The sequence below is a fragment of the Micromonospora sp. NPDC049799 genome (assembly GCF_040656655.1).
Classification (GTDB): domain Bacteria; phylum Actinomycetota; class Actinomycetes; order Mycobacteriales; family Micromonosporaceae; genus Micromonospora.
The window spans coordinates 1-21,861 of the sequence record NZ_JBFAMU010000036.1 but is presented as its reverse complement, the minus strand read 5'-3'; the positions used below and the strand labels follow the sequence as shown (position 1 = coordinate 21,861).

The window sequence follows — 21,861 nt, the reverse complement described above, 5'->3', positions numbered from 1 at the left end:
CGCGGGGGTTCCTGCCCAAGGGCGCACCCGGTGGCGCGCTCGCCGACGTGATCCGCCGGGTGCACGCCGGTGGCCGGTACGTCGATCCGTCGCTGGCCGCGGACGCGCTGCTCATCCCGCCGTGCCCGCTCACCCCGCGGGAGCTGGAGACGCTGCGTCTGGCGCAGGACGGTTCGCCGGCGGCGGCGATCGCCCGTCGGGCGCACCTGTCCACCGGCACGGTGCGCAACTACCTGGCGGCGGCGGTGCAGAAGCTCGGCGTGGACAACCGCGCCGAGGCGGTCCGTGCCGCCCGCGACGCGGGCTGGCTCTGACCACCGCGACCCGCGATTTCGCGATCCGGTCCGCCGGTCACCGGGCCGATGCCAGGATGGACGGGTGCCAGCCTCGCCGACTCCCGGCGCGGGGCCGACCTGACCCGGCAGGGGGAGAACGTGGGCGACGACAAGGAAATCCGGTCCTTCCGGCTGGACGTCCCGGACGAGGCGATCGACGACCTGCGTCGCCGGATCGTGGCCACGCGCTGGCCCAGCCGAGAGCTGGTCCCCGATCGCTCCCAGGGCGTGCAGCTGGCGACGGTCCAGGAGCTGGCCCGCTACTGGTCGACCGATCACGACTGGCGCGCGTTCGAGGCGAAGCTGAACTCCCTGCCGCAGTTCACGACCGACATCGACGGCGTCGAGATCCACTTCGTCCACGTGCGGTCACGGCACGAGAACGCCCTGCCGCTGATCATGACGCACGGTTGGCCCGGCTCGGTCGTCGAGCTGCTCGGGGTGGTCGGCCCGCTCACCGACCCGACCGCGCACGGCGGCACCGCAGAGGACGCATTCCACCTGGTGCTGCCGTCCTTGCCTGGCTACGGCTTCTCCGGCGAGCCCACCGAGCTCGGCTGGGAGAACGGCCGCATCGCAGGCGCGTGGGCGGAGCTGATGGACCGCCTCGGCTACACGCGCTACGTCGCCCAGGGCGGCGACGTGGGTGCCGCCGTCACGGACGCGATGGGCCGCAAGGGACCCGAGGGGTTGCTCGGCATCCACGTCAACCTGCTCGCTGGAGCGATCGGTCTCAAGGACAAACTGCCGGCGGAGTCCGAGCAGGAACGTGCGGCGCACGACGCGCTCAACACGTTCACCACGGACGGCTTCGGCTACTTCCTGGAGCAGTCCACCCGGCCGCAGACCATCGGTTACTCCCTGCTGGACTCACCCGTCGGGTTGGCGGCCTGGATGCTCGACCACGACACGGACAGCTACTACAAGATGTCCCGCGCGTTCGTCGACGGCCAACCGGTGGGCGGTCTGACCCGGGACAGCGTCGTCGACAACATCACGCTGTACTGGCTGACCGGCACCGGTGCCTCGGCCGCCCGGTGGTACTGGGAGTTCGGCCGATTCCAGGCGGCGTCCGCCGCGGCCGGACAGCCGCCTCCGGCGGTCTCGGTTCCGGTCGGCTTCACGACGTTTCCCGGCGAGATCTGGGCTGCCCCGCGCAGCTGGGCCGAGACGGTCTACCCCGGTCTGGCCTACTTCAACGAGGTCGACAGGGGCGGCCACTTCCCCGCCTGGGAGGAGCCCGACGTGTTCGCGGCCGAGGTGCGGGCCGCGTTCCGGCCGATGCGGACATCCTGAGCCCGCTCGGGGTCACGGTGAGCAGCTTCTGACGGAAGGGCGGCCGCCGGCGGACAGCCCGGCGCTACCGTGGGCGACGTGCGTACCGTCGAACTGGTCTGCTCGCCGGCACTGGAGGCGGCGGTACGCGCCGCCTGGGAGCGGCTGGCCGCGGCCGGCCTGCCGAGCCTTGCCGGCAACACCCATCCCACCAACCGTCCGCACCTGACCCTCGCGGCGGTGGACGACTTTCCGCCGGGAGCGGCGGCGCGGCTCGGCGCGCTCTTCGCCGAGGTGCTGCCACTGCCGGTGAAGCTGGTCGATCTGCAGGTGCTGGGCGGCAGCGCGCCCCTGGTGTGGTCGATCCGCCCGGATCCGTCGTTGACCGCGCTGCACGCCGCGGTGTGGGAGGTGCTGCGCGACGCGGACGGACACCATCCCTGGCACTCGCCCGGACGGTGGCGGCCACACGTCAGCCTGGCGTTGCGGTTCCGAAACGCGGACGCGGCGCTGGCCCGGGCCGTGGTCGGTGCGGACGGTCCAGCGGGAAGCTTCGTGGCGGGCCGCACCTATGACAGCGTGGACCGCTCGGTGACCCCGCTGCGCTGAACCGGGGTGCCCCTCGCGGAAACGGCGACGGCGGTCACCGGGGCGGTGGATGCCCCGGTGACCGCCGTCGTCAGCGGTACCCGGTCAGCGCGGCGGAGCCGGGAGGTCGTGCCGGACGAACGGGCCGTCGGTCTTGACGGCGGTCCGCGCCGCGACGCTGCTCGACTGGTCGGTCGCCCACAACCGGACGGAGCCGTTGAGCGTGCGGACGGCGAAGCCGATCTGGAACCCGCCGGAGTTCTGCCAGGTGAACGCGGTCGGGTCGGACACGTACGTCTCACCCGAGGTGACCGGCGTCCACGCGTTCCAGGTGCTGGAGCCCGCCGAGGTCTGGACGGATCCGTAGATGGTGCCGTCGGCCCCGCGGACGAAGACCCAGACCCGCCCGCTCGTCGGGCTCAGCACGGCGGTCGCCGGACCCTGCGGCACGACCAGCGAGGTGTCCCCGATGGTGGTCCAGGTGTTCGGCCACGTGCCATCGGTGTTCTGGACCTGCGTCCGGACGGATCCGTCGGAGTGCGTGCCGAACACCATCAGGCGCGGGCCGGGCAGCAGCACGGTGCTCGGCGTGCCGGTGAGACCGGTGCCGCCCAGGCTGGTCCACCCGGAGGTGAGGGCGCCGGCCTGCCACGTGGCCACCTGCGGCGTGCCCGCCGTCGTGTTCACGAGGACGGTCGCCGCACCGTTCGCACCGGCCACGACGACCGGGGTGCCGGTGAACCCGCTGCCGCCGAGCGAAGTCCACGCCATCAGGTCACTGGTCGGGTTCTCGTGCCAGCGGTACCAGAGCGCCCCGCTCGCGTCGGTCGCGAAGACCACCAGCTTGCCGTCGGACAGCCGCACCGTCGCGGGCTCCGACTTCATCGCGCCGCCGAGTTCCAGCCACGGGTTCCAGTCCGGCATGCCCGCGGTCTTCTGCATCAGCATCCGAATGTCGCTGTCGGTCTCGTGGGCCAGCAGGGCGACCTTGTTCTCACTGTTGGCCACGAGCGCCGGCTTGCCGGTGTGCGCCTCGTTGCCGGGTGCGGCGGCCCACTGGATCTCCTGGACGGCGTCCGGGTTGGCGCGGCCGTGCAGCAACCGTCCGATGTTGTCGGTGTAGGCGACCTCGAGTGTGCCCAGGGCCGTGTTGACGGCCGGTGCCTGCATGACCGCGACCGGCGTGTTCTCCTGGATCGGCGTGGCCGGCCGGGCCGGGCTGGCCACGGCGCCCTGCGTGCAGGTGTTCGTAGTGGTGAAGACGTTCGGGAAGCCCCAGCCGGAGCCGATCTTGTGGAAGACCAGCTCCCAGCTCAGGGTGTCCTCACGGTAGCGGTACTGGTACAACTCGCCGTCGGCCTGGATGCCGTAGAGGGTGTCGCCACCTGCGGAGAACAAGCCCTTGGTGAAGGAGCCGAACCCGGTTCCACCGACCAGCTTGTCGCGGCTGATCCACCGCTGGCTGACCGGGTCGAAGCGGTGCCGGTAGAGCTGGCCGTCGGCGGCCCGTCCGTAGAGGACACCCGGGGAGGTGGCGACCAGCAGGTTGTACCGGTCCCAGCCGGTGTCGAGAATGCGGCCGGAGATGGTCCAGGTCCGCGACGTCTCGTCGAAGCGGTACCAGCGCAACATGCCCTTGCCGTCGATCAGGTAGAAGTCGCCGCGTTCGTCGACGGTGATCTTGTCGCGGAGGGTGGCGCCGGCATATCCCTGGAAGCTCGAACTGATCAGCCAGTTCTGCTTGCCGTCGACGTATTCGAATTGGGTGCCGGTCCACCGGTAGCGGGTGAGGCCGGCGGAATTGATGCCGTAGACGCGGCCGTCCGGGCCGCCGAGCAGCCGCCCGAAGTTGGTCCAGCCGCTCGATCCGATGGTCGTCGCGCTGGTCCACGTGCCGCCGGTCCTACCGGGCGTGCTGTACGTGCGCCGGACCAGCGTGCCGGTGCTGGTGCTGTTGAAGAACACGGCCGGACCGGTGCACGAGAACTGGTCGGCGGCCTGTGCCGGGGACGCCGCGAATGGTACGGCGAGGCTGCCGGCGACAACGGTCAGCGCGGTGGCGAAACGCATCACGGTGCGCCGGGAAACTGTTCCCGATAATCTGTTCTGGGAATTGTCGGACATGGTGCTGACGATCCTCCCCCGTGTGTGTCCGGTGCAGGCGCTAATGCCGATGAATGGCCGCCGCACCGAATGGAAAAAACTGCGTCCGTGGTGAGCCGGGACGGTCGACCGACGTCGACGGCGTCCATGATGCATGACGGCATGCCCCCTGCCAAGCGCTCTTCAGGGACGCTCCGGGCAGGGAAAATATCGGACTTCTCACCTCTTATTGCGCGGATCCATCGGCGCTGACGTCACGATCTGTAGTTATCGCAGGTCGGACGCGTGTGCGGCGGTAGTCGCCGTCTCCGGGCTTGACATAGACGGGGACCCACTGCGACGGTACAGCGGCGCAATTGAATGAGCAGCACACACGGGGGTGTGAGGTCGTGTCCAATCGCATGTCTGCGCATAGTCGCCAACGGGTTCTCCCGAGCTGTCCAGGTGGTCTCCGCTCGGTCTGAGTCCCGTTTTCTTCGTCCGTCGCATCCTCATGCCCTCCGGCTGCCGCGTCCGTCGTCCCCGGTGTTGATTCGCCGCCTCTGACGTCGCCACCCCTCGGGCCCACGTACACCCGACGACCCGTTCCCGCGGGCGGTTTCGGCGCGCCCCGGCGCGCCCGTGCCGCCCGTCCGCTCACCCATCAACCCGGGGGTTGACGATGTCCTTCGGCCTTCGGCGCGTGTTCGACCGGTCCGACCGGTCGGCGCCGCGCCGCCACCTGCTCAGTGCCACGGTGCTACGACCCGCCGTCGCCGCGGCCATGGTGGGTGTGCTCGCGCTCAACCTGGGCGGCAGTGGGGTGAGCGGACTGTCCACCGGCCAGCACGGGCAGCCCGGTCGCGATGGTGCCGGTCGCGGCACCGCAGCCGGTGACAGACCCGGACAGGCATGGGAGTCCGCCGCCGGACGCGGGCAGGTCGCGAAGGGCAAGCCCAACCGCGACCTGCCGAAGTCGCTGCGCGGCCAGTATCCGCTGCACCGGCTGCCGCAGGAGGCGACGTCACGCGCCAACAAGGCGACCGTGGCGAAGCCGCCGGCCGGCACGGCGAAGGGCTACGACAAGGCGACCAGCCGCGAGCGCCCCGCCGAGCGGGACGAGCGGAAGCGGGTGTACGACAACGCCGACGGTTCCCAGACCACCGAGATCTCCACCGCCCCGGTCAACTACAAGCGCCCCGACGGCAGTTGGGCGCCGATCGACCCCACCCTGGTGCCCGCCGCCGACGGGCCCGGCTGGCGCAACACCGCCGACGCGGTCGAGACGCGGCTGGCCGACCGGGCCGACGCGGCCGAGCTGGTCCGGCTGACCTTCACCGGTGGCGCCCAGTTCGGATTCCGGCTCGCCGACGCCGGTCCGGTGGCCGGGCAGGCCACCGCACAGGGCGTCACCTACCCCAGGGTCCGGCCGGACGTCGATCTACGCCTCGAGCCCCGCCCCGGCGGCGTGAAGGAGACCCTCGTCCTGCACTCGGCGCAGGCCCCGACGTCGTACGTCTTCCCGCTGGCGCTGCGAGACCTCACCGCGAAGCTGGTCGACGGCCAGGTGGTGCTGACCGACAAGGCGGGCACGCAGCGGGCCGTCATCCCGCCGGGCTACATGGTCGACGCCGGTGCGGGCTCCGACGGCCCGGCCACCTCGACCGGCGTCACCTACCACCTCGACACCGTCGGTGGTCAGCCCGCCCTGCGGGTCACCCTCGACCGCGCGTGGCTGAACGACCCCGCCCGCAGCTACCCGGTGGAGGTCGACCCGACCGTCGGTCCGCCGGTGACCGGGATCGGCTCCGACAGCAGCATGTACGTCCACGGCGGCAGCTCGACCACCGGCGGTCAGGAACTGCTGGTGGGCCGGTCCAACGGGTCGAACGCGGCCGCCTACCTCAAGTTCGGTGGGCTGAGCCAGCTGCAGAACCACACCATCCACGGCGTCGCCCTCTCGGTGGTCAACTACGACGCCGCGAGCTGCAAGCCCCGCGCGGTGACCGTGCACCCGGTCACCGGCGCGTGGAGCGCCGGCACCGGCTACTCCTACCCAGGCCCGGCGGTGGGAAGCTCGCTGGCCAGCCGTTCCTTCGCGCACGGCTACATCGCCTTCGGCCAGTCCCAGTCGGCGTGCCCGGCCGCGGGTGAAGCGTTCGACCTCGGCGTCGCCGGCCGCAACCTGGTGCAGCGCTGGGTCAAGGGCGAGCAGGCCAACCACGGCCTGTCCCTGCGCGCGTCGACCACCGACTCCACGGCGTGGAAGCGGTTCGCCGGCACCGGCACCGCGAACCCGCCGAAGCTGTACGTCACCCACTCGCCGTACAACGCCACGTACGCGATCCCGAAGCCCAGCCCGGAACCGCCGGTCCTGCGCAACCAGGACGGCAAGGTCAAGGTCACCGTCACCAACCTCGGCGCCGAGGCCTGGACGCCGGCCAACTACTACCTCGCCTACCGGGTCTACAACGCGCAGACCGGTGCGGCGGTCACCCAGCAGCGGGCGGCGAACCTGCCGACCACCCTGGCCCGTGGTGCGAAGGTGACCCTCGACGCGACCGTCAAGCGGCTGGAGCCCGGGGCGTACTTCCTGGACTTCACCATGGTCCGCACCGGTGGGGTGGTCTTCACCGACCACCAGGTGCCGCCCGGTCGGATCGTCCTGCAGGTCTTCGACGTGCCGCCGGTGGTGCAGGAGCTGTACCCGGGCAACGGGTACCAGGCACCGACGCTCACCCCGTTGCTGTGGGCGCGGGCCGTCGACTCCGACGCGCCCCCCGGTGCCACCCTGTCGTTCAAGTTCGAGGTCTGCGACCGCTCGGACACCGGCGTGCTGAGCAACTGCACCAACTCCGGCTACGTCACCAAACCCTCCTGGGTGGTGCCGGCGGGACGACTCTCCTGGGGCAAGAGCTACGCGTGGCGGGCGTACGTCAAGGACGTCGCCAACGAGGTCCGCTCGCCGGACTCGGTGCTGGTGACCTCGGTGCCCCAGCCGGACCTGCTGTCCCGGATCGCCGGATCGCCGGACGCGGAACGCGGTCGGGAGTTCGACGCCCAGGTCGGCAACTACACCACCGCCGCCATCGACGCCACCGTGGCCACCGTCGGTCCGGAGCTGAACCTGCTGCGCACCTACAACAGCCTCGACCCCCGGCCGTCGGCCGCGTTCGGCGCCGGCTGGTCCAGCCGCTACGACATGAAGCTGACCCCGGACAACGACGGGTCCGGCAACGTGGTGATCCGCTACCCGGACGGCCAGGAGGTGCGGTTCGGCAAGAACCCCGACGGCACGTACGCCGCGCCCTCCGGCCGGGTCGCCCGGCTGACCGTCGACTCGACGAAGTGGCAGCTGCTGGACCGCTCCGGCACCACGTACGAGTTCTCCCTGCTCGGCAAGCTGAACAAGATCAGCGATAAGCGCGCACGATCGGTGCGCCTCCTCTACGACGCCATGACGGGCAAGCTGGCCAAGGTCCAGGTGTCCAACAGCCAGACCAACACCGCCGGCCGCGCGCTGCACTTCACCTGGACCGGTGAGCACATCACCACGGTCCGGACCGACGCGGTCGACGGCGCCCAACTGGCATGGACCTACACCTACACCGGTGACCTGCTCACCAAGGTCTGCTCGCCGACGGACGCGTGCACCTCCTACGAGTACGCCGCCGGTTCGCACTACCGCACCGCGGTGCTCGACGCCCGCCCCGACTCGTACTACCGGCTCGGTGAGGGCGAAGGCACGGCGGCGGCCAGCGACGTCGCCATCAACCTCGGCAAGGACGCCGGCACCTACCGGAACGTGACCCTGGCCCAGCCGGGTGTCGTCGAGGGCACCACCAACACCGCGGCCTCGTTCAACGGCACCTCCTCGGCGGTGGAACTGCCGAAGGGCCTGGTGAAGAAGAGCCGGGACGCCTCGGTGGAGCTCTGGTTCAAGATCGGCCTGACGCAGACCGGTGGCCCGCTGATCGGTTACCAGGACAAGGCGCTGGGCACCGCCGCCACCAGTGGTGTCCCGGTGCTCTACACCGGCACCGACGGTCGGCTGCGCGGCCAGTTCGCCGGCGGCACCATCGCGCCCATCACCTCCACCCTCACCGTGAACGACAACAAGTGGCACCACGTCGTCCTGTCCTCGATGGGCACCACCCAGACGATGTACCTCGACGGCGTGAAGGTCGGCGAGCGCACCGGGCAGACCATCGAGCACTCGCTGCTGACGTTCAACCAGGTCGGTGCCGCCTCGGCCACCACGCCGACCTCCTGGCCCGGCTGGGGCACGACCGCGCAGCGGCACTTCGCGGGCGTCATCGACGAGGTCGCCGTCTACTCGCGCCCGCTCGGTCCGGACACCGTCGGCGCCCACTTCCGGTACGCCAAGCCCGCCGCCCAGCAGCTGACGAAGGTCACCCTGCCCAGTGGGCGGGTCGCCAGCGAGGTCGAGTACGACACGGCCACCGACCGGGTCAAGGAGTACACCGACGACAACGGCGGCACCTGGAAGATCGGCCTGCCGACCATCTACGGCGGTGACGCCGACCTGCGGCGCAGCATCCAGGTCCTCGACCCGGGGAACCGCCCCCACCTGTACGAGTACGACGCGCTCGCCGGCCGCCTGCTGCGCTCGGGCACCCCGCTCGGCCTGGAGATGCGTGAGGAGGACCGGCCGGGCGAACCCACCTCGCCGCCGAGCCCGGATCCCACGCCGACCTGCACCCAGCCCGATCCCAACGACCCGGCGTTCTGCACGATCATCCCGGACACCTCCGGCGGCCCGGTCTTCGTCCGGCACCCCCTGGACGGGATGGCCATCCGCACGTACTCGTACAACGCCGAGGGGTACCAGAGCAAGGTCACCAACGAGGACGGCGCCTCGGTGGAGATGACCTACGACGGCCGCGGCCGCCTCGCCACCCGCAAGAACTGCCGTACCGCCACCCAGTGCTTCACCAGCTACTACACCTACTCGGCCATCATCACGGACGACCTGGACCCGAAGGTCGACCTGGCCGTCGAGTCACGGGACGGCCGCTCGGCGAACGCCACCGACACCATGTACCGCACGAGCTTCACCTATGAGCCGGACGGGCAACTGTCCAGCCAGACCAACCCCGACGGCAGCATGGTCAGCCACACCTACACCAACGGCGGCGAGATGGCCGTCGGCGGCGGCACCCAGCCGGCGGGCCTTCTCAAGACCAGCACCGACGCCCGCAGCAAGGTCACCAGCCACGCGTACTACAGCAACGGTGACCTGGCCCGGGTGACCGAACCGTCCGGCCTGGTCACCGAGTTCACCTACGACACCCTGGGACGCCGGCTCACCGAGAAGGTCATCTCCGACACCTACCCGGGCGGCGTCACCACCACCTACACCTACGACAAGCACTCGCGGGTGCAGACGGTGACCGGCCCGGCGACCACGGAGGCCATCTCCGGGACCAAGCACCAGTCCCGCTCCACCAACGAGTACGACGCCGACGGCAACGTCACCAGGACCACCGTCGTCGACCTGCTCGGCGGCGACCCGGAGCGGTCCACCACGACGGAGTACGACGAGTACAACCGGCCGGTCCGGATCGTCGACCCGGAGGGCAACGAGACCAGCTACGGCTACGACCGGTTCGGCAACCGCACCTCGATGACGGACGCCAACGACAACCGGTACGACTGGGCGTACACCGCGCAGAACAAGGTGGCCGAGGTGCGGCTGCGCGACTGGCGCGGCGACCCCGAGGGTGCTCCCGACACCGGTGACTACCTGGTGCTGCACTCCTACTCGTACGATTTCGCCGGCCGGCTGGCCAGCGACACCGATGCGATGGGCCGCCGGCTGGAGTACACGTACTACCGGGACGACCTCCTTCACAAGATCACCATGAAGGACTTCCGTAACCCGGACGGCACCAAGCGCGACTACGTGGTGGAGGAGAACACCTACGACGGCGCGGGCAATGTGACGAAGAAGGTCGCCGCCAACGGCACCCAGGTCACCGAACACACCTACGACCGCGCCGGCAAGCTCACCAGCACCGTCCTGGACCCGACCGGGCTCCGCCGGACGACCACGTTCGCCCACGACCCGAACGGCAACGTCACCCGCACCACCCGCACCGGCAACGCTTCGAACCTGCCCTGGCTCGTGGCCGCCGCGACGGAAACGGTCGAGTACACCTACGACAACGCCGGGAACCAGACCGTCGAGAAGGTGATCGCCGGTACCGAGACCCGGGTCACCAGCTACACCTACGACCAGCGTGGCCTGCGCACCAGCGTCACCGACCCGCGCGGCAACGTCACCGGGGCGAACAAGGCCGCCTTCACCAGCACATTCCGCTACGACGAACTCGGCCGGCCGGTGGGTGCGACCGGCCCGGCGGTGAGTGCCGAGAGCAACGGTGGCGCGCCGGCGACGGTCAGCCCGGAGACGTCGACCGACTACAACTCCTTCGGCGAGCAGACCGCCGCCCGCGACCCGCGCGGCCAGGTCACCCGGATGGAGTACGACAAGCTCGGCCGGCCGGTGCGCACGATCGCGCCGACCTATCAGCCGCCGGGCGTGACGGAACCGGTCACGCCGGAGACCCGCAACCGCTACGACGCCCTCGGCAACGTGGTGGAGACCATCGACCCGAGCGGCGCCACCCGGTTCTCCTACGACCAGCTCAACCGGATGACCCGTCGGGACGAACCGTCCAGCACGGACCAGGAACGGGCCGTCACCACGTACACCTACACCCGCACCGGTGAGGTGCTGTCGGTCACCGACCCGACCGGCGCGCGGGTCGAGTCGACCTACGACGACCTGGACCGGCAGGTCACGCAGACCCGGGTGGAGCGGCATCCGACGCTCCGCAACCTGGTCACCAGGATGGTGTACGACGACCGGGGCGACCTGACCTCGATCGTGTCCCCGACCGGCGCGACCACCGTGAACACCTTCAACACCGTCGGCGAGCTGACCCGCACCACCGCGCCGACCGGCGTGGCCACCGTTTTCGGCTACGACTTCGCCGGCCGCCAGGTGCGGATCTCCGACGGGCTCGGCCGGACCACCCGGGTGGCGTACGACCTGTTCGGCAACCGGACGGCCGACTCGCAGCTCAAGGCCGACGGCACCGTCCTGCGCACGCAGACCTACGGCTACGACGTCGCCGGCAACATGACCTCCTCCACGGACCCCTACCAGACCGCGACGACCTACCGCTACGACGCGGCGAACCGGCTGGTCGAGCAGGTGGAGCCGGTCACCGACAGCAAGTCGATCACCACCACCTTCGGGTACGACCCCGCGGGCAACCGCACCCGGTACACCGACGGGCGGGGCAACTCGACCGTCTACACGTACAACAGCCTCGGGCTGCCGGAGTCGGCGATCGAGCCCGCGACGGCCGCGCACCCGGCGGCGGCCGACCGGACCTGGACCGTCGGTTACGACGCCGAGGGCAAGCCGGTCCGGCTGAGCGCCCCCGGTGGTGTCCACCGGACCCGCACCTACGACGCGGCCGGGCGACTCACCACGGAAACCGGCTCCGGCGCCGAGTCCGCCACCGCGACCCGCACCCTCGACTACGACCTGGGCGGCCGACTGGTCAGCGCCAACGCCGCCAACGGCAGCAACTCCTACAGCTGGAACGACCGGGGCGCGCTGCTGAGCACCAGCGGCCCGTCCGGGACGGCCAGCTTCGGCTACGACGACGACGGCAACGTGGTCAGCCGCACCGACGTGGCCGGCACCGGCACCTTCGGCTACGTCAAGGGCCGGCTGGACGCGATCACCGACGGCATCACCGGACAGCAGCAGAAGCTGACCTACGACGCCGCCGGCGCGGTCAAGACGATCGACTACGGCAGTGGTCGGATCCGCACCTTCGGCTACGACGACTACGGCCGGGTCAACAGCGACGTCCTCAAGAACGCCGGCGGGCAGACCGTCGCCTCGGTCAGCTACGGCTTCGACCTGAACGGTCACCTGACCAGCAAGAACACCACGGGTACGGCCGGAGCCGGCAACAACACCTACGGCTACGACAAGGCCGGCCGGCTCACGTCCTGGACCGGGCCGGGCGGGACCATCGCCTACGAGTGGGACGACAGCGGCAACAGGATCCGGGCCGGTAGCAAGACAGCCACCTTCGACGCGCGCAACCGGCTGCTCTCCGACGGGGACTACACCTACACCTACAGCCCGCGGGGCACCCTGCGCGGTCGCACCAGCTCCGGTCTGACCGAGCAGTACGCGTTCGACGCCTTCGACCGGCTCACCGGAGCCGAGGGGCAGACCTACGCGTACGACGGCCTGGACCGCCTGGCCACCCGCGCCGGACGGACGTTCACCTACGCCGGGCTCGGCGACGACGTGGTCGCCGACGGGGTCGAGTACTACGCCCGGGGGCCGGGTGACGAGCTGCTCGCCACCGGCGCCGCCGGACAGCAACGACTATCGCTGACCGACGCGCACGGCGACGTGGTGGCCGCGTTCGACCCCGCCACGACCGACCTGACAGCGCTGAACGACTCCACCGCGTACGACCCGTTCGGCAAGAAGATCGGCGGCACCGGCAGCACCGGGAACCTGGGCTTCCAGGGCGACTGGACCGACCCGGACACCGGCAAGGTCGACATGGGCGCCCGCTGGTACGACCCCGGCACCGGTACCTTCGCCTCCCGCGACAGCGTCAACTACTCCAGCGGCGACTCGATCCTGGCCAACCGCTACACCTACGGCGCCGGCGCACCGCTGGACTTCGACGACCCGGACGGCCACTGGCCGAGCTGGGTGAACCGGGCGGCCCGCGCGGTCACCAACACGGTGTCCAACGTGGTGAACACGGTCACCAGCACGGCCAGCAGCTGGGCGTCGACGGCGTACAGCTGGGGACGCAGCGCCTGGAACTACGGTGTCTCGGCGATCAGGGCCGTCGGCAACTTCGTCTCCAGCGCCGCGAAGTATGTCGTCAACAAGGCCAAGTCGGTCGTCAGGACCGTCTACAACGGGATCAAGGCCGGCTTCAACTACGCGAGGGCTGCGGCGGTCAACTGGGCCAAACAACAGGCCCGCGTGGTGGCCCAACGGATACACCAGGCCAAGGCCGCGGTGACGAGAGCGGCGAAGGCGGCCGTCCAACAGGCGGTCAAGTTCACGAAACTGCCCGTCGTGCAGGCCCTGACGAAGCCGCTGATGGCCGGGGTGAAGCTGGTATCGGCCGGGATCAAGGTCGCGGCGAGCGTCGTCGCGGTAACGGCACAGGCCATCAAGGACCCGGAGAAGTTCAAACAGAACCTCTACCTCGCCGCGTCCCAGGCGCTCGCACCCCTGGTCGAGGGCGCCACGGAGATGTGGGACAAGGCGACCCAGTTCGTCGAGGACCATGCCGCCGAGATCGTCGGATTCGCCGTCGGCGCGGTGGTCGGCCTGGGCTGTGGCGCGGCCATCGGCTGGACCGGTGTGGGCGCGGTCGCGTGCGGCGCGCTCGCCGGTGCGGTCGGGTCGGCGGTCACCGGTGCGATGAACGGCAAGCGCGGCTGGGACCTGGTCGGTGATGCCGCCCTCGGCGGTCTCTTCGGCGCCGCCGGTGGTGCCCTGGGTGCCGTAGCAGGGCAAGCACTTGGCGCGGGAGTGCGCGCGCTTGGAAGCGGCATCCGCGCGGGAACTTCGAGGGTGGCTGGCCTCGGTACGAGGGTTGCAGAGCGTGCCTTCAGCGGTGGGCAACGTGCTACCCCGCAAATCGGTTGGGATCAGATGTCCGGGGGCGCTAAGCGTCTGGTTCACTCGTTCCAGAACAACCGGGTGGTAAGTCTTGGTAACGGCGCCCGTCCTCGCGCCATCGCCGAAGCCTCGGAATGGCTCAATCGCGAGATCGGGGTCTCACAGAGCGCTACTGGCGCACTGCGGGCAACCCTTGGCGTTGCTAACCGGGTAAGGTTCCCCAGAGGAGACACACCTATCCTTCACACCCATCCGACCTTCACCACAGTAGCGGGAGATTTGACCGAGGACATCTCTCGGGCGGGCTCTGCGACGGAGGCGGTCATCGACTGGGGCGGGAATGTCACTCACTTTAACAAGAACGGCATTATCGAGGACCCCATCGACTCGATCGTCAACTCTTTCGGCTACCTGGTTGGACGGCGATGACTGAAATTCGGGACGCAGGTGTGCCGGAGCAGTGCGTCTTCTGTGGCCACCTTTCATTCGGCATCGAGGGGGAGGATTTCTACCTCGCTCCGTACGCTCTGAATAATAGCGCTGATTCAGTCGAACGCCTGTCAAGTCAATGCCATCTGAAATGCCTGCGCGATTCGGGTCTTGGCGGGGAATGGTCGTCTGCCCAAGAGGATTACTACCGGAGTCGATGGCCTGAATTCGTGGAGTCCGACTCTGGGCTATGGAGGGTCCACGCAAGCAGAGAAGCCAAGGAGCTACCGATCTGGACCGCCGACGGCTGGTTCGCCACCTTGCCATTCTCCGCTGTGGCGGGCGCTACGGCTCGTGACGGTGCAGGCAGGGTGCTCATGCTGACCACCTCTGTGGTTGGCTTCGAGGGTGGCCCGTATGAGGTTGTCTTTTCTAGCTTGAAGAGCGATCCGGGAAATTCGGTACGGCTCTTGGACGTGCTGGCGGAAGCGGGTTCCCGCGAGTTCCTCCTGGATCCGGAACTGATGTCAGACGCGACTGTGCGCCGCGTAGAGGTGCGTAGCAAGAAAGCAGTTCTTTCGGCGGAGTATCAGGCTCGGCACCTTATCGCCATTCCTTCGGAAGTATTCCGGGCATGTGAGATGCTGGCCCGTCAGCCTTCGAGGCAGGGAAAAAGACGTAGATAGCGCCGAAGGGTCACCCGACATGGTTTGTGTCTTGGCTAGAGTGGGCTCACCGCAACCGTCGGTAAAGAATGTTGTGTGTGCGCCGTTGCCAATGGCGGCGCGGTTTCGGCAGGGGTAACAGAGAGGAAATCCTTGAAGAGCGCAACGCGTCGGCGATCCTGGCGACTCTCCGTCGGGGGAACGCTGACCATTTCAGCCTTGATTCTCGCGGTGTCATTGGCGTCCTTGGTCCAGGGTGGCCCTGCGGCTGCGGATGCGGCCAACAAGGGCGGGGACTTCGTACCCGTCAACACCGTCCTGCTGGACACCCGTAACGGCACCGGTGGCGTGACCGGTGCCCGGCCCGCTGGCGACACGGCGACCGTCACCGCCCTCGGCGTCGGCGGTGTGCCGTCGACCGGCGTGCGCGCACTGCTGCTGGACGTGACCGCCATCAGCCCCACGGCGGCCACGTACCTGACCGTGTTCCCGAAGGACGCGACCCGTCCGACCGCGTCGTCCCTCAACGCCGCCAAGGGCGAGGTGCTGACCAACTCGGTGGTCGTGCCGGTCGACTCCAGCGGTCAACTCAGCGTCTACAACCTCGCGGGCAGCACCCACGTCAAGCTCGACGTCCAGGGCTACTTCACCACCGGCACCACCGGGGCGGGCGGCGCGTTCGTCCCGGTCGACCACGCCCGGGTGGTGGACACCAGGAGCGGACTGGGCACCACCACCGGCCCGATCGCCGCCAACGGCAGCCGCACCGTCACCCTGACCGGCGGGGTGATTCCGGCCGGCGCGTCGGCTGCGCTGGTCGACGTGGTCGTCACCGGGGCCACCACGGTGAGCTTCCTCAACGTCGCCACGGCAGGTCAGGCCACCGCCGTGACGAGCCTCGACTACCAGGTGGGCACCACCTCGATGGGCATGAGCGTGAAGCTCCCCGCCGACGGCAAGGTCGTCCTCACCAACAAGGGCACCGGCACGGTGCACGCGCTGGTCACGGTGCAGGGCTACTTCACCGCCACGCCGACCACCGGTGCCGGTCTGCGTACCGTGCCGGCCACTCGGCTGCTGGACACCCGGACCGCCGGGTCCAAGACCCCGGTGCCGGCCAACGGCACGGTCGACGTGGCGGTCGGTGGGGTGAACGGCCTGCCGACCCGGGGGATCGCCGGCGCCGTGCTGAACCTGACCGCCGTCGGCCCGACCAGCACCGGTCACTTCACCGTCTGGCCGCTCGGCGCGACACCGGCCGTGGCGTCGGTGACGAACTTCAGCACCGGTCAGATCGCCCGTTCCAGCCTCGCGGTCGCCAGGGTCGGCGCCGAGGGCAAGATCCGGATCAAGAACAACAGCAGCGGGACGGTCCACCTGCTGGTCGACCTTCAGGGCTGGTTCGCCGACCCGGTGCAGGAACTGCCCACGGTGCCGTTCACCCGCATGTCGGTGCTGCAAGGCGAGCCGGACGGTTCTACGGTACGAAAGATCACACTCGCCTACACCGACAACGTCGGCGTGCTGCGGGTGGGCACTGTCGACCCGGGTGCCTGGAACGACGTCGCGTGGGCCCCGATCTCCGGCCAGGAGGCGTACACCGGCACGCCGTCGCTGCATCAGCGGACCGACAAGGGGATCCAGGTCGCGGCGCAGAACATCGACACCGACATCTGGTCGGCCAACGAGAGCACCGAGCCGGACTACCTCTGGCCGGCGCCGACGAGTCTCGGCGGATCGATGGCCGGTCCGCCAACCGGCCTGCGGGTCAGCACCGGCAAGGACGTCCTGTTCGCCGTCGACACCGACGGCCGCCTGTGGCAGTACCGCGAGCTCACCGGGCCGCCCACCTGGACCAGTCTGGGCGACGTCGACCTCGTCGGCCAGGTCAGCGTTGTGGACGACGACGAGGCGTACCGGCTGATCGCCACGACCACCGCCGGGACGGTGAAGACCGCCCTGTACTACGCCGACGGCAGCCTGTCGGGCTGGACCGACCTCGGGGGGAACGTCACCGGCACCCCGGCCGCGGTGTGGCAGCCCGGCAATCGGACGCGCATCGTGGCGCGGCGTGCCGACGGCGCGATCGTCACGAAGGCCGAGACCTCCACCACGACGTGGACCGGCGAGTGGGAGCGGATCGGTGACTTCACCGCCGCCGGATCCCCGGCGATCATCCTGGACCCGGAGCTCAGCCGGCTCGCCGTCGTCGCCCGGGGTCACGACGACGAGATCCACCAGGTGTTCGAGACGGCGACCGGATCGGCGACCTGGGGCCAGTGGTGGGTGCTGAACCCCGACCCCGTCGGCACGCCGGAGAACGCGGCGACCGATCCCGCCGTGGCGAAGGTCTCGACCGGCACCTCCCAGACCTACGTCATCGTGTTCCGCAACCGCAACGGCGCCTTCCGCCTCTACAGCAGGCAACTGTCGCCCGGCGACGGGCAGGGCCTGGCCGGCGCTCAGGTGTCCTACGCGGGGCGCACCCTTCCGGCTCCACCGGCCAGCTGAAGTCCTGCACCGATCGACCGTCCCCGTCGGCCCCCTGCGGCCGGCGGGGACCCGTCGTCTCTCGTGACCGGCGGACACACTCACCGCACAACGGGCCGCGGTGGCGCCGGAGCCGCCGGGCTGGGGGCTGACGGTCCACGACGCCTCGGTGATCGAGTTGCGGCCAATTCGATCTGTTGCGATGGCCTTCCGCGAGGTTTAATGCTCGGTAACTTGTGGCGCCAGTCACAAGGGAGGAGCCGCCGGCGATGCTGCGGGTGCGGAATCTCGAAGTCGTTTACGACGACGTGATGCTGGTCCTGCGTGGCCTCAGCATCACCGTCCCGCCGGGCGGGATCGTCGCGCTGCTCGGCGCGAACGGCGCCGGCAAGACCACGCTGCTGCGTGCGATCACCGGGCTGCTCGACATCCACCACGGCGAGGTCGTCCGGGGTGAGGTCACCCTGGACGGGGAGCCGGTGCACCGGCTCAAGCCGGCGGCGATCGTGCGTCGGGGTGTCGCCCAGGTGATGGAGGGGCGGCGGATCTTCGGCGAGCTGACCGTCGAGGAGAACCTGCGCCTCGGCGGGCACACCGACCCTCGGCGCGTACCGGGCCGGCTGGACGAGGTGTTCGACATGTTCCCGGTGCTCGCGGAGCGGCGCCGCCGGGCGGCCGGCTACCTCTCCGGCGGCGAGCAGCAGATGCTGGCGATGGGCCGGGCACTGATGGCCGGGCCGCGCTACCTGCTGCTGGACGAGCCGAGCCTCGGCCTCGCGCCACGCCTGGTCGAGCAGATTCGTGAGCTGATCGTGCGGATCAACGCCGCCGGCACCGCCGTGCTGTTGGTCGAGCAGAACGCCACCATGGCGCTGTCCGTCGCAGCCCACGGCTACGTGCTGGAGACCGGCCGGGTCGTGCTGGACAAGCCAGCCGAGCAGTTGCTCGCCGACGACGACGTCCGCGAGTTCTACCTGGGACTGCACGCCGGCGGCGACGGGCACGCCCGCCGGTCGTTCCGGGACGTGAAGCACTACCGGCGACGGAAGCGGTGGTTGTCGTGACCGAGATCCTGCGCTTCGACGACGTCCGGCTGAGCTTCGCCGGGGTCCGCGCCATCGACGGGGTGAGCTTCACGGTCGGCCGGAACGAACTGTTCGCGGTGATCGGCCCGAACGGCGCCGGCAAGACCTCCATCTTCAACGTGCTCTCCGGGGTGTACCGACCGCAGGCCGGACGGGTCGTCTTCGACGGCGTCGACCTGGTCGGCCGGCGGCCGCACGAGATCGCCGCGCTCGGGTTGGCCCGCACCTTCCAGAACGTCGAGCTGTTCGCCAACCTCACCGTCCTGGAGAACCTGCTGCTCGGCCGCCACCACCACCTCCGCTACGGCCCCCTCGCGGCGGTCTTGTGGCGGGGCCGGGCGCGGCGGGAGGAGTTGGCAGCGCGGGCCGCCGTCGAGGAGATCGTCGACTTCCTGGAGCTGGAGCAGTGGCGGCGGATGCCCGTCGGGCTGCTGCCGTACGGGGTGCAGAAGCGGGTGGAGCTGGGCCGGGCCCTGGCGATGGAACCGAAGCTGCTCCTGCTCGACGAGCCGGTCGGCGGGATGAACCTTGAGGAGACCGAGGACATGGCCCGCTACATCCTCGACGTCCGCGAGGAACTCGGCATCCCGATGGTGCTGGTCGAGCACGACATGGGCCTGGTGATGGATCTCGCCGACCGGGTGCTCGTCGTCGACTTCGGGCAGCCGGTGGCCACCGGCACCCCGGCGGAGGTCCAGACCCACCCGGACGTGCTCCGCGCCTACCTGGGGGAGGTGACCACGGCATGACCACGACGACCGCGCCGTCGGGCGCGACCGCCGCCGGAACCGCCGGCGCCGCCGCCACGACGATCGCCTCCCGGGTACGCGGACACGCGCGGGACACGCCGCGCCGGATCGCGATGCGGGAGAAGGTCCACGGCGTCTGGTCCGAGGTCACCTGGGAGTCGTACTGGGACACCGTGCTGACCGTCGCGCACGGCCTGCTCGCCCTCGGGATTGCCCCCGGTGACCGGGTCGCCGTGCTGGCCGAGAACCGCCGCGAGTGGCTCTGGACCGACGTGGCCGCGGTCGCCGTCCGGGCCGCCACCGTCGGGCTGTACCCGACCAACCCCGCCGAGGAGGCCGGCTACCTGCTGGCCCACTCCGGCGCGCGGGTGCTCGTCGCCGAGGACCAGGAGCAGGTCGACAAGGCCCTCGCGGTGCTGGACGACTGCCCGCACCTGGAGAAGGTGGTGTATCTCGAGCCGCGCGGCGTCCGGGGCCGCTACGACCACCCGGCGCTGCTGGCCTGGGACGACCTGCTGGCGCTGGGCACCGCGCACCGGGTCGCGCATCCCGGCGCGGTGAAGGAGTTGATGGCCGCAGCCACCGACGACGACCTGGCCACCCTCATCTACACCTCGGGCACCACCGGCCGCCCGAAGGGCGCGATGCTGACCAACGCCAACGTGGACTTCGCCGTGCGGACGGTCACCCACGGCGGGGGCCTGGCCGACCCGCCGCCCGGCCCGGACGACCTGACCCTGTCGTACCTGCCGTTGTGTCACGTCGCCGAGCGGGTCTTCACCACCTGGAGCAACGCGGGCGCGGGTGTGCAGGTCGCGTTCGCCGAGTCGATCGCCACCGTGCCGGCGAACCTGCGCGAGGTGCAGCCCACCCTGCTGTTCGGGGTGCCCCGGATCTGGGAGAAGGTGCTGGCCACGGTCACCACCCGGGTGGCGACGGCGTCCCCGCTCAAGCGGGCCGTGGCCCGGTTCTGGCTGCGGGTCTCCGACCGGATCGGCGCCCGGCTCGTCGCCACCGGCGGCCGGCACACGGCGGCCACCCGGCTGGCGTACGCCCTGGGGTGGGTCTTCTGCTACCGGGCGCTGCGCGAGCGGATCGGCGTGGGCAAGGTGCGCTACGCCGCCTCGGGCGCGGCCCCGATCGCCCCCGAGGTGCTGCGCTTCTTCATGGGCATCGGCGTGCCGATGCACGAGGTGTACGGCATGACGGAGAACTCCGCCATCGCCACCGGCAACCGCCCGGGCCGGGTGAAGCTCGGCACCGTCGGCGAGCCGCAGGAAGGTGTGGAACTGCGGATCGACGAGGCGACCGGGGAGATCCTCACCCGCCATCCGGGGGTGTTCGCGGGCTACCGGGACGACCCGGAGGCCACCGCCGCCGTGCGGGAGCCGGACGGCTGGCTGCACACCGGCGATGTGGGGGAGTGGGTCGACGGCACCCACGTGCGGATCACCGGCCGGGCGAAGGACATCATGATCACCGCCGGCGGGAAGAACATCGGTCCGGCGGGGATCGAGAACGAGCTGAAGACCTCCCCGTACGTCAAGGAGGCGGTGCTGGTCGGCGACCGGCGCCCGTACCTGGTGGCGCTCATCGGCATCGAGGTCGACACGGTGGGGCAGTGGGCGCAGGCGCGGCGGCTGCCGTACACCACCTACCGCGACCTGACCGGCAAGCCGGAGGTGGTGGAGCTGGTCCGGTCGGTGGTCGACGAGGTCAACCGCCGGCACCCGCCGGTGGAGCAGATCAAGCGGTTCCGGCTGCTGCCCCGGGAACTCGACCAGGACGACGGGGAGCTGACCGCCACCCAGAAGGTCCGTCGGGAGGCGGTCACCCGGGCCTTCGCCGACCTGGTCGACGAGCTCTACGCGCCCGGGGGTGACCGGTGACCGAGCTGATCGAGAGCCTGCTGCGCGGGCTCGGCACCGGCAGTGTCTACGCCCTGCTCGCCCTCGGCTTCGTCATCATCTACAAGGCCACCCGGGTCATCAGCTTCGCCCAGCCGGCGTTCATGCTCGCCGGGGTCGTCGCGGTCACCTACCTCACCCCGGCGGTCGGCTTCTGGGCGGCGGTGCCCCTCGCGGCGGTCGGTACCGGACTGCTCGCCCTCGGCGTGGAACGCACCGCCGTCCGTCCGATGGTGGGTCGTCCGGCGTTCGTCGTCGCCATCATCACCCTCGGCGTGGACGTCGCGGTGCGGGTCGTGGTCAACGCCTTCATCGGCCTGGACGTCCGACACGTCGGCGACCCGTGGGGGCTGCGCACCCTCACCATCGGCCCGGTGGAGGTGCAGCAGCGGCACCTCGCCGCCGTCGTGGCCGCCGGGCTGCTCGTCGCCGGGCTGTTCGCGTTCTTCCGGTTCACCCGCACCGGTCTGGCGATGCGCGCCGCCGCCCTGGACCAGGAGGCCGCCCTCGCCCACGGCGTCTCGGTCGGCGCGGTCTTCGC

At 70.2% G+C, this 21,861-nt stretch carries 11 protein-coding genes; 10 read left to right on the top strand and 1 reads right to left on the bottom strand.

The window, feature by feature from the left end:
• The 3 genes from AB0I76_RS05510 to AB0I76_RS05500 all read left to right on the top strand — a co-directional run.
• A partial coding sequence (locus tag AB0I76_RS05510) for a response regulator transcription factor (protein ID WP_357030249.1) occupies nucleotides 1-314 on the top strand: 314 nt, incomplete at its 5' end.
• A gap of 48 nt (nucleotides 315-362) precedes the next feature.
• Nucleotides 363-1,631 carry an epoxide hydrolase family protein gene (locus AB0I76_RS05505; protein WP_357030247.1) on the top strand — a complete coding sequence of 423 codons (1,269 nt, stop codon included), beginning with the start codon at nucleotides 363-365 and terminating at the stop codon, nucleotides 1,629-1,631.
• A 78-nt stretch (nucleotides 1,632-1,709) separates the two neighbouring features.
• On the top strand, nucleotides 1,710-2,219 hold the full coding sequence (locus tag AB0I76_RS05500) for a 2'-5' RNA ligase family protein (RefSeq protein WP_357030245.1): 510 nt from the start codon (nucleotides 1,710-1,712) through the stop codon (nucleotides 2,217-2,219).
• Nucleotides 2,220-2,303: 84 nt separating this feature from the next.
• Here AB0I76_RS05500 and AB0I76_RS05495 read toward each other — a convergent pair whose 3' ends face one another.
• Entirely contained in the window at nucleotides 2,304-4,163 is a 1,860-nt protein-coding gene (locus tag AB0I76_RS05495; RefSeq protein ID WP_357030243.1) for a tachylectin-related carbohydrate-binding protein, read from the bottom strand.
• On the opposite strand from AB0I76_RS05495, the gene AB0I76_RS05490 reads away from it, so the two are divergent.
• The 7 genes from AB0I76_RS05490 to AB0I76_RS05460 all read left to right on the top strand — a co-directional run.
• Entirely contained in the window at nucleotides 4,141-4,416 is a 276-nt protein-coding gene (locus AB0I76_RS05490; RefSeq protein WP_357030241.1) for a hypothetical protein, read from the top strand. The two genes, AB0I76_RS05495 and AB0I76_RS05490, sit on opposite strands and share 23 nt — an antisense overlap.
• A 546-nt stretch (nucleotides 4,417-4,962) precedes the next feature.
• The gene (locus AB0I76_RS05485) at nucleotides 4,963-14,424 is read left to right on the top strand and encodes a LamG-like jellyroll fold domain-containing protein (RefSeq protein ID WP_357030239.1); all 9,462 of its coding nucleotides are present in this window, start codon (nucleotides 4,963-4,965) and stop codon (nucleotides 14,422-14,424) included.
• A gap of 884 nt (nucleotides 14,425-15,308) precedes the next feature.
• On the top strand, nucleotides 15,309-17,600 hold the full coding sequence (locus AB0I76_RS05480; RefSeq protein ID WP_357030236.1) for a hypothetical protein: 2,292 nt from the start codon (nucleotides 15,309-15,311) through the stop codon (nucleotides 17,598-17,600).
• A gap of 248 nt (nucleotides 17,601-17,848) precedes the next feature.
• The gene (locus tag AB0I76_RS05475; RefSeq protein ID WP_357030234.1) at nucleotides 17,849-18,643 is read left to right on the top strand and encodes an ABC transporter ATP-binding protein; all 795 of its coding nucleotides are present in this window, start codon (nucleotides 17,849-17,851) and stop codon (nucleotides 18,641-18,643) included.
• The gene (locus AB0I76_RS05470; RefSeq protein WP_357030232.1) at nucleotides 18,640-19,413 is read left to right on the top strand and encodes an ABC transporter ATP-binding protein; all 774 of its coding nucleotides are present in this window, start codon (nucleotides 18,640-18,642) and stop codon (nucleotides 19,411-19,413) included. Before AB0I76_RS05475 ends, AB0I76_RS05470 begins: the two co-directional genes overlap by 4 nt.
• Nucleotides 19,410-21,302, top strand: a complete 1,893-nt coding sequence (locus AB0I76_RS05465) for an AMP-binding protein (RefSeq protein ID WP_357030230.1) — start codon at nucleotides 19,410-19,412, stop codon at nucleotides 21,300-21,302. The genes AB0I76_RS05470 and AB0I76_RS05465 overlap by 4 nt, the downstream gene beginning before the upstream one ends.
• Nucleotides 21,299-21,861 (top strand): branched-chain amino acid ABC transporter permease (locus AB0I76_RS05460; protein ID WP_357030227.1); only part of this gene is annotated, 563 nt, incomplete at its 3' end. The genes AB0I76_RS05465 and AB0I76_RS05460, both read left to right, overlap by 4 nt.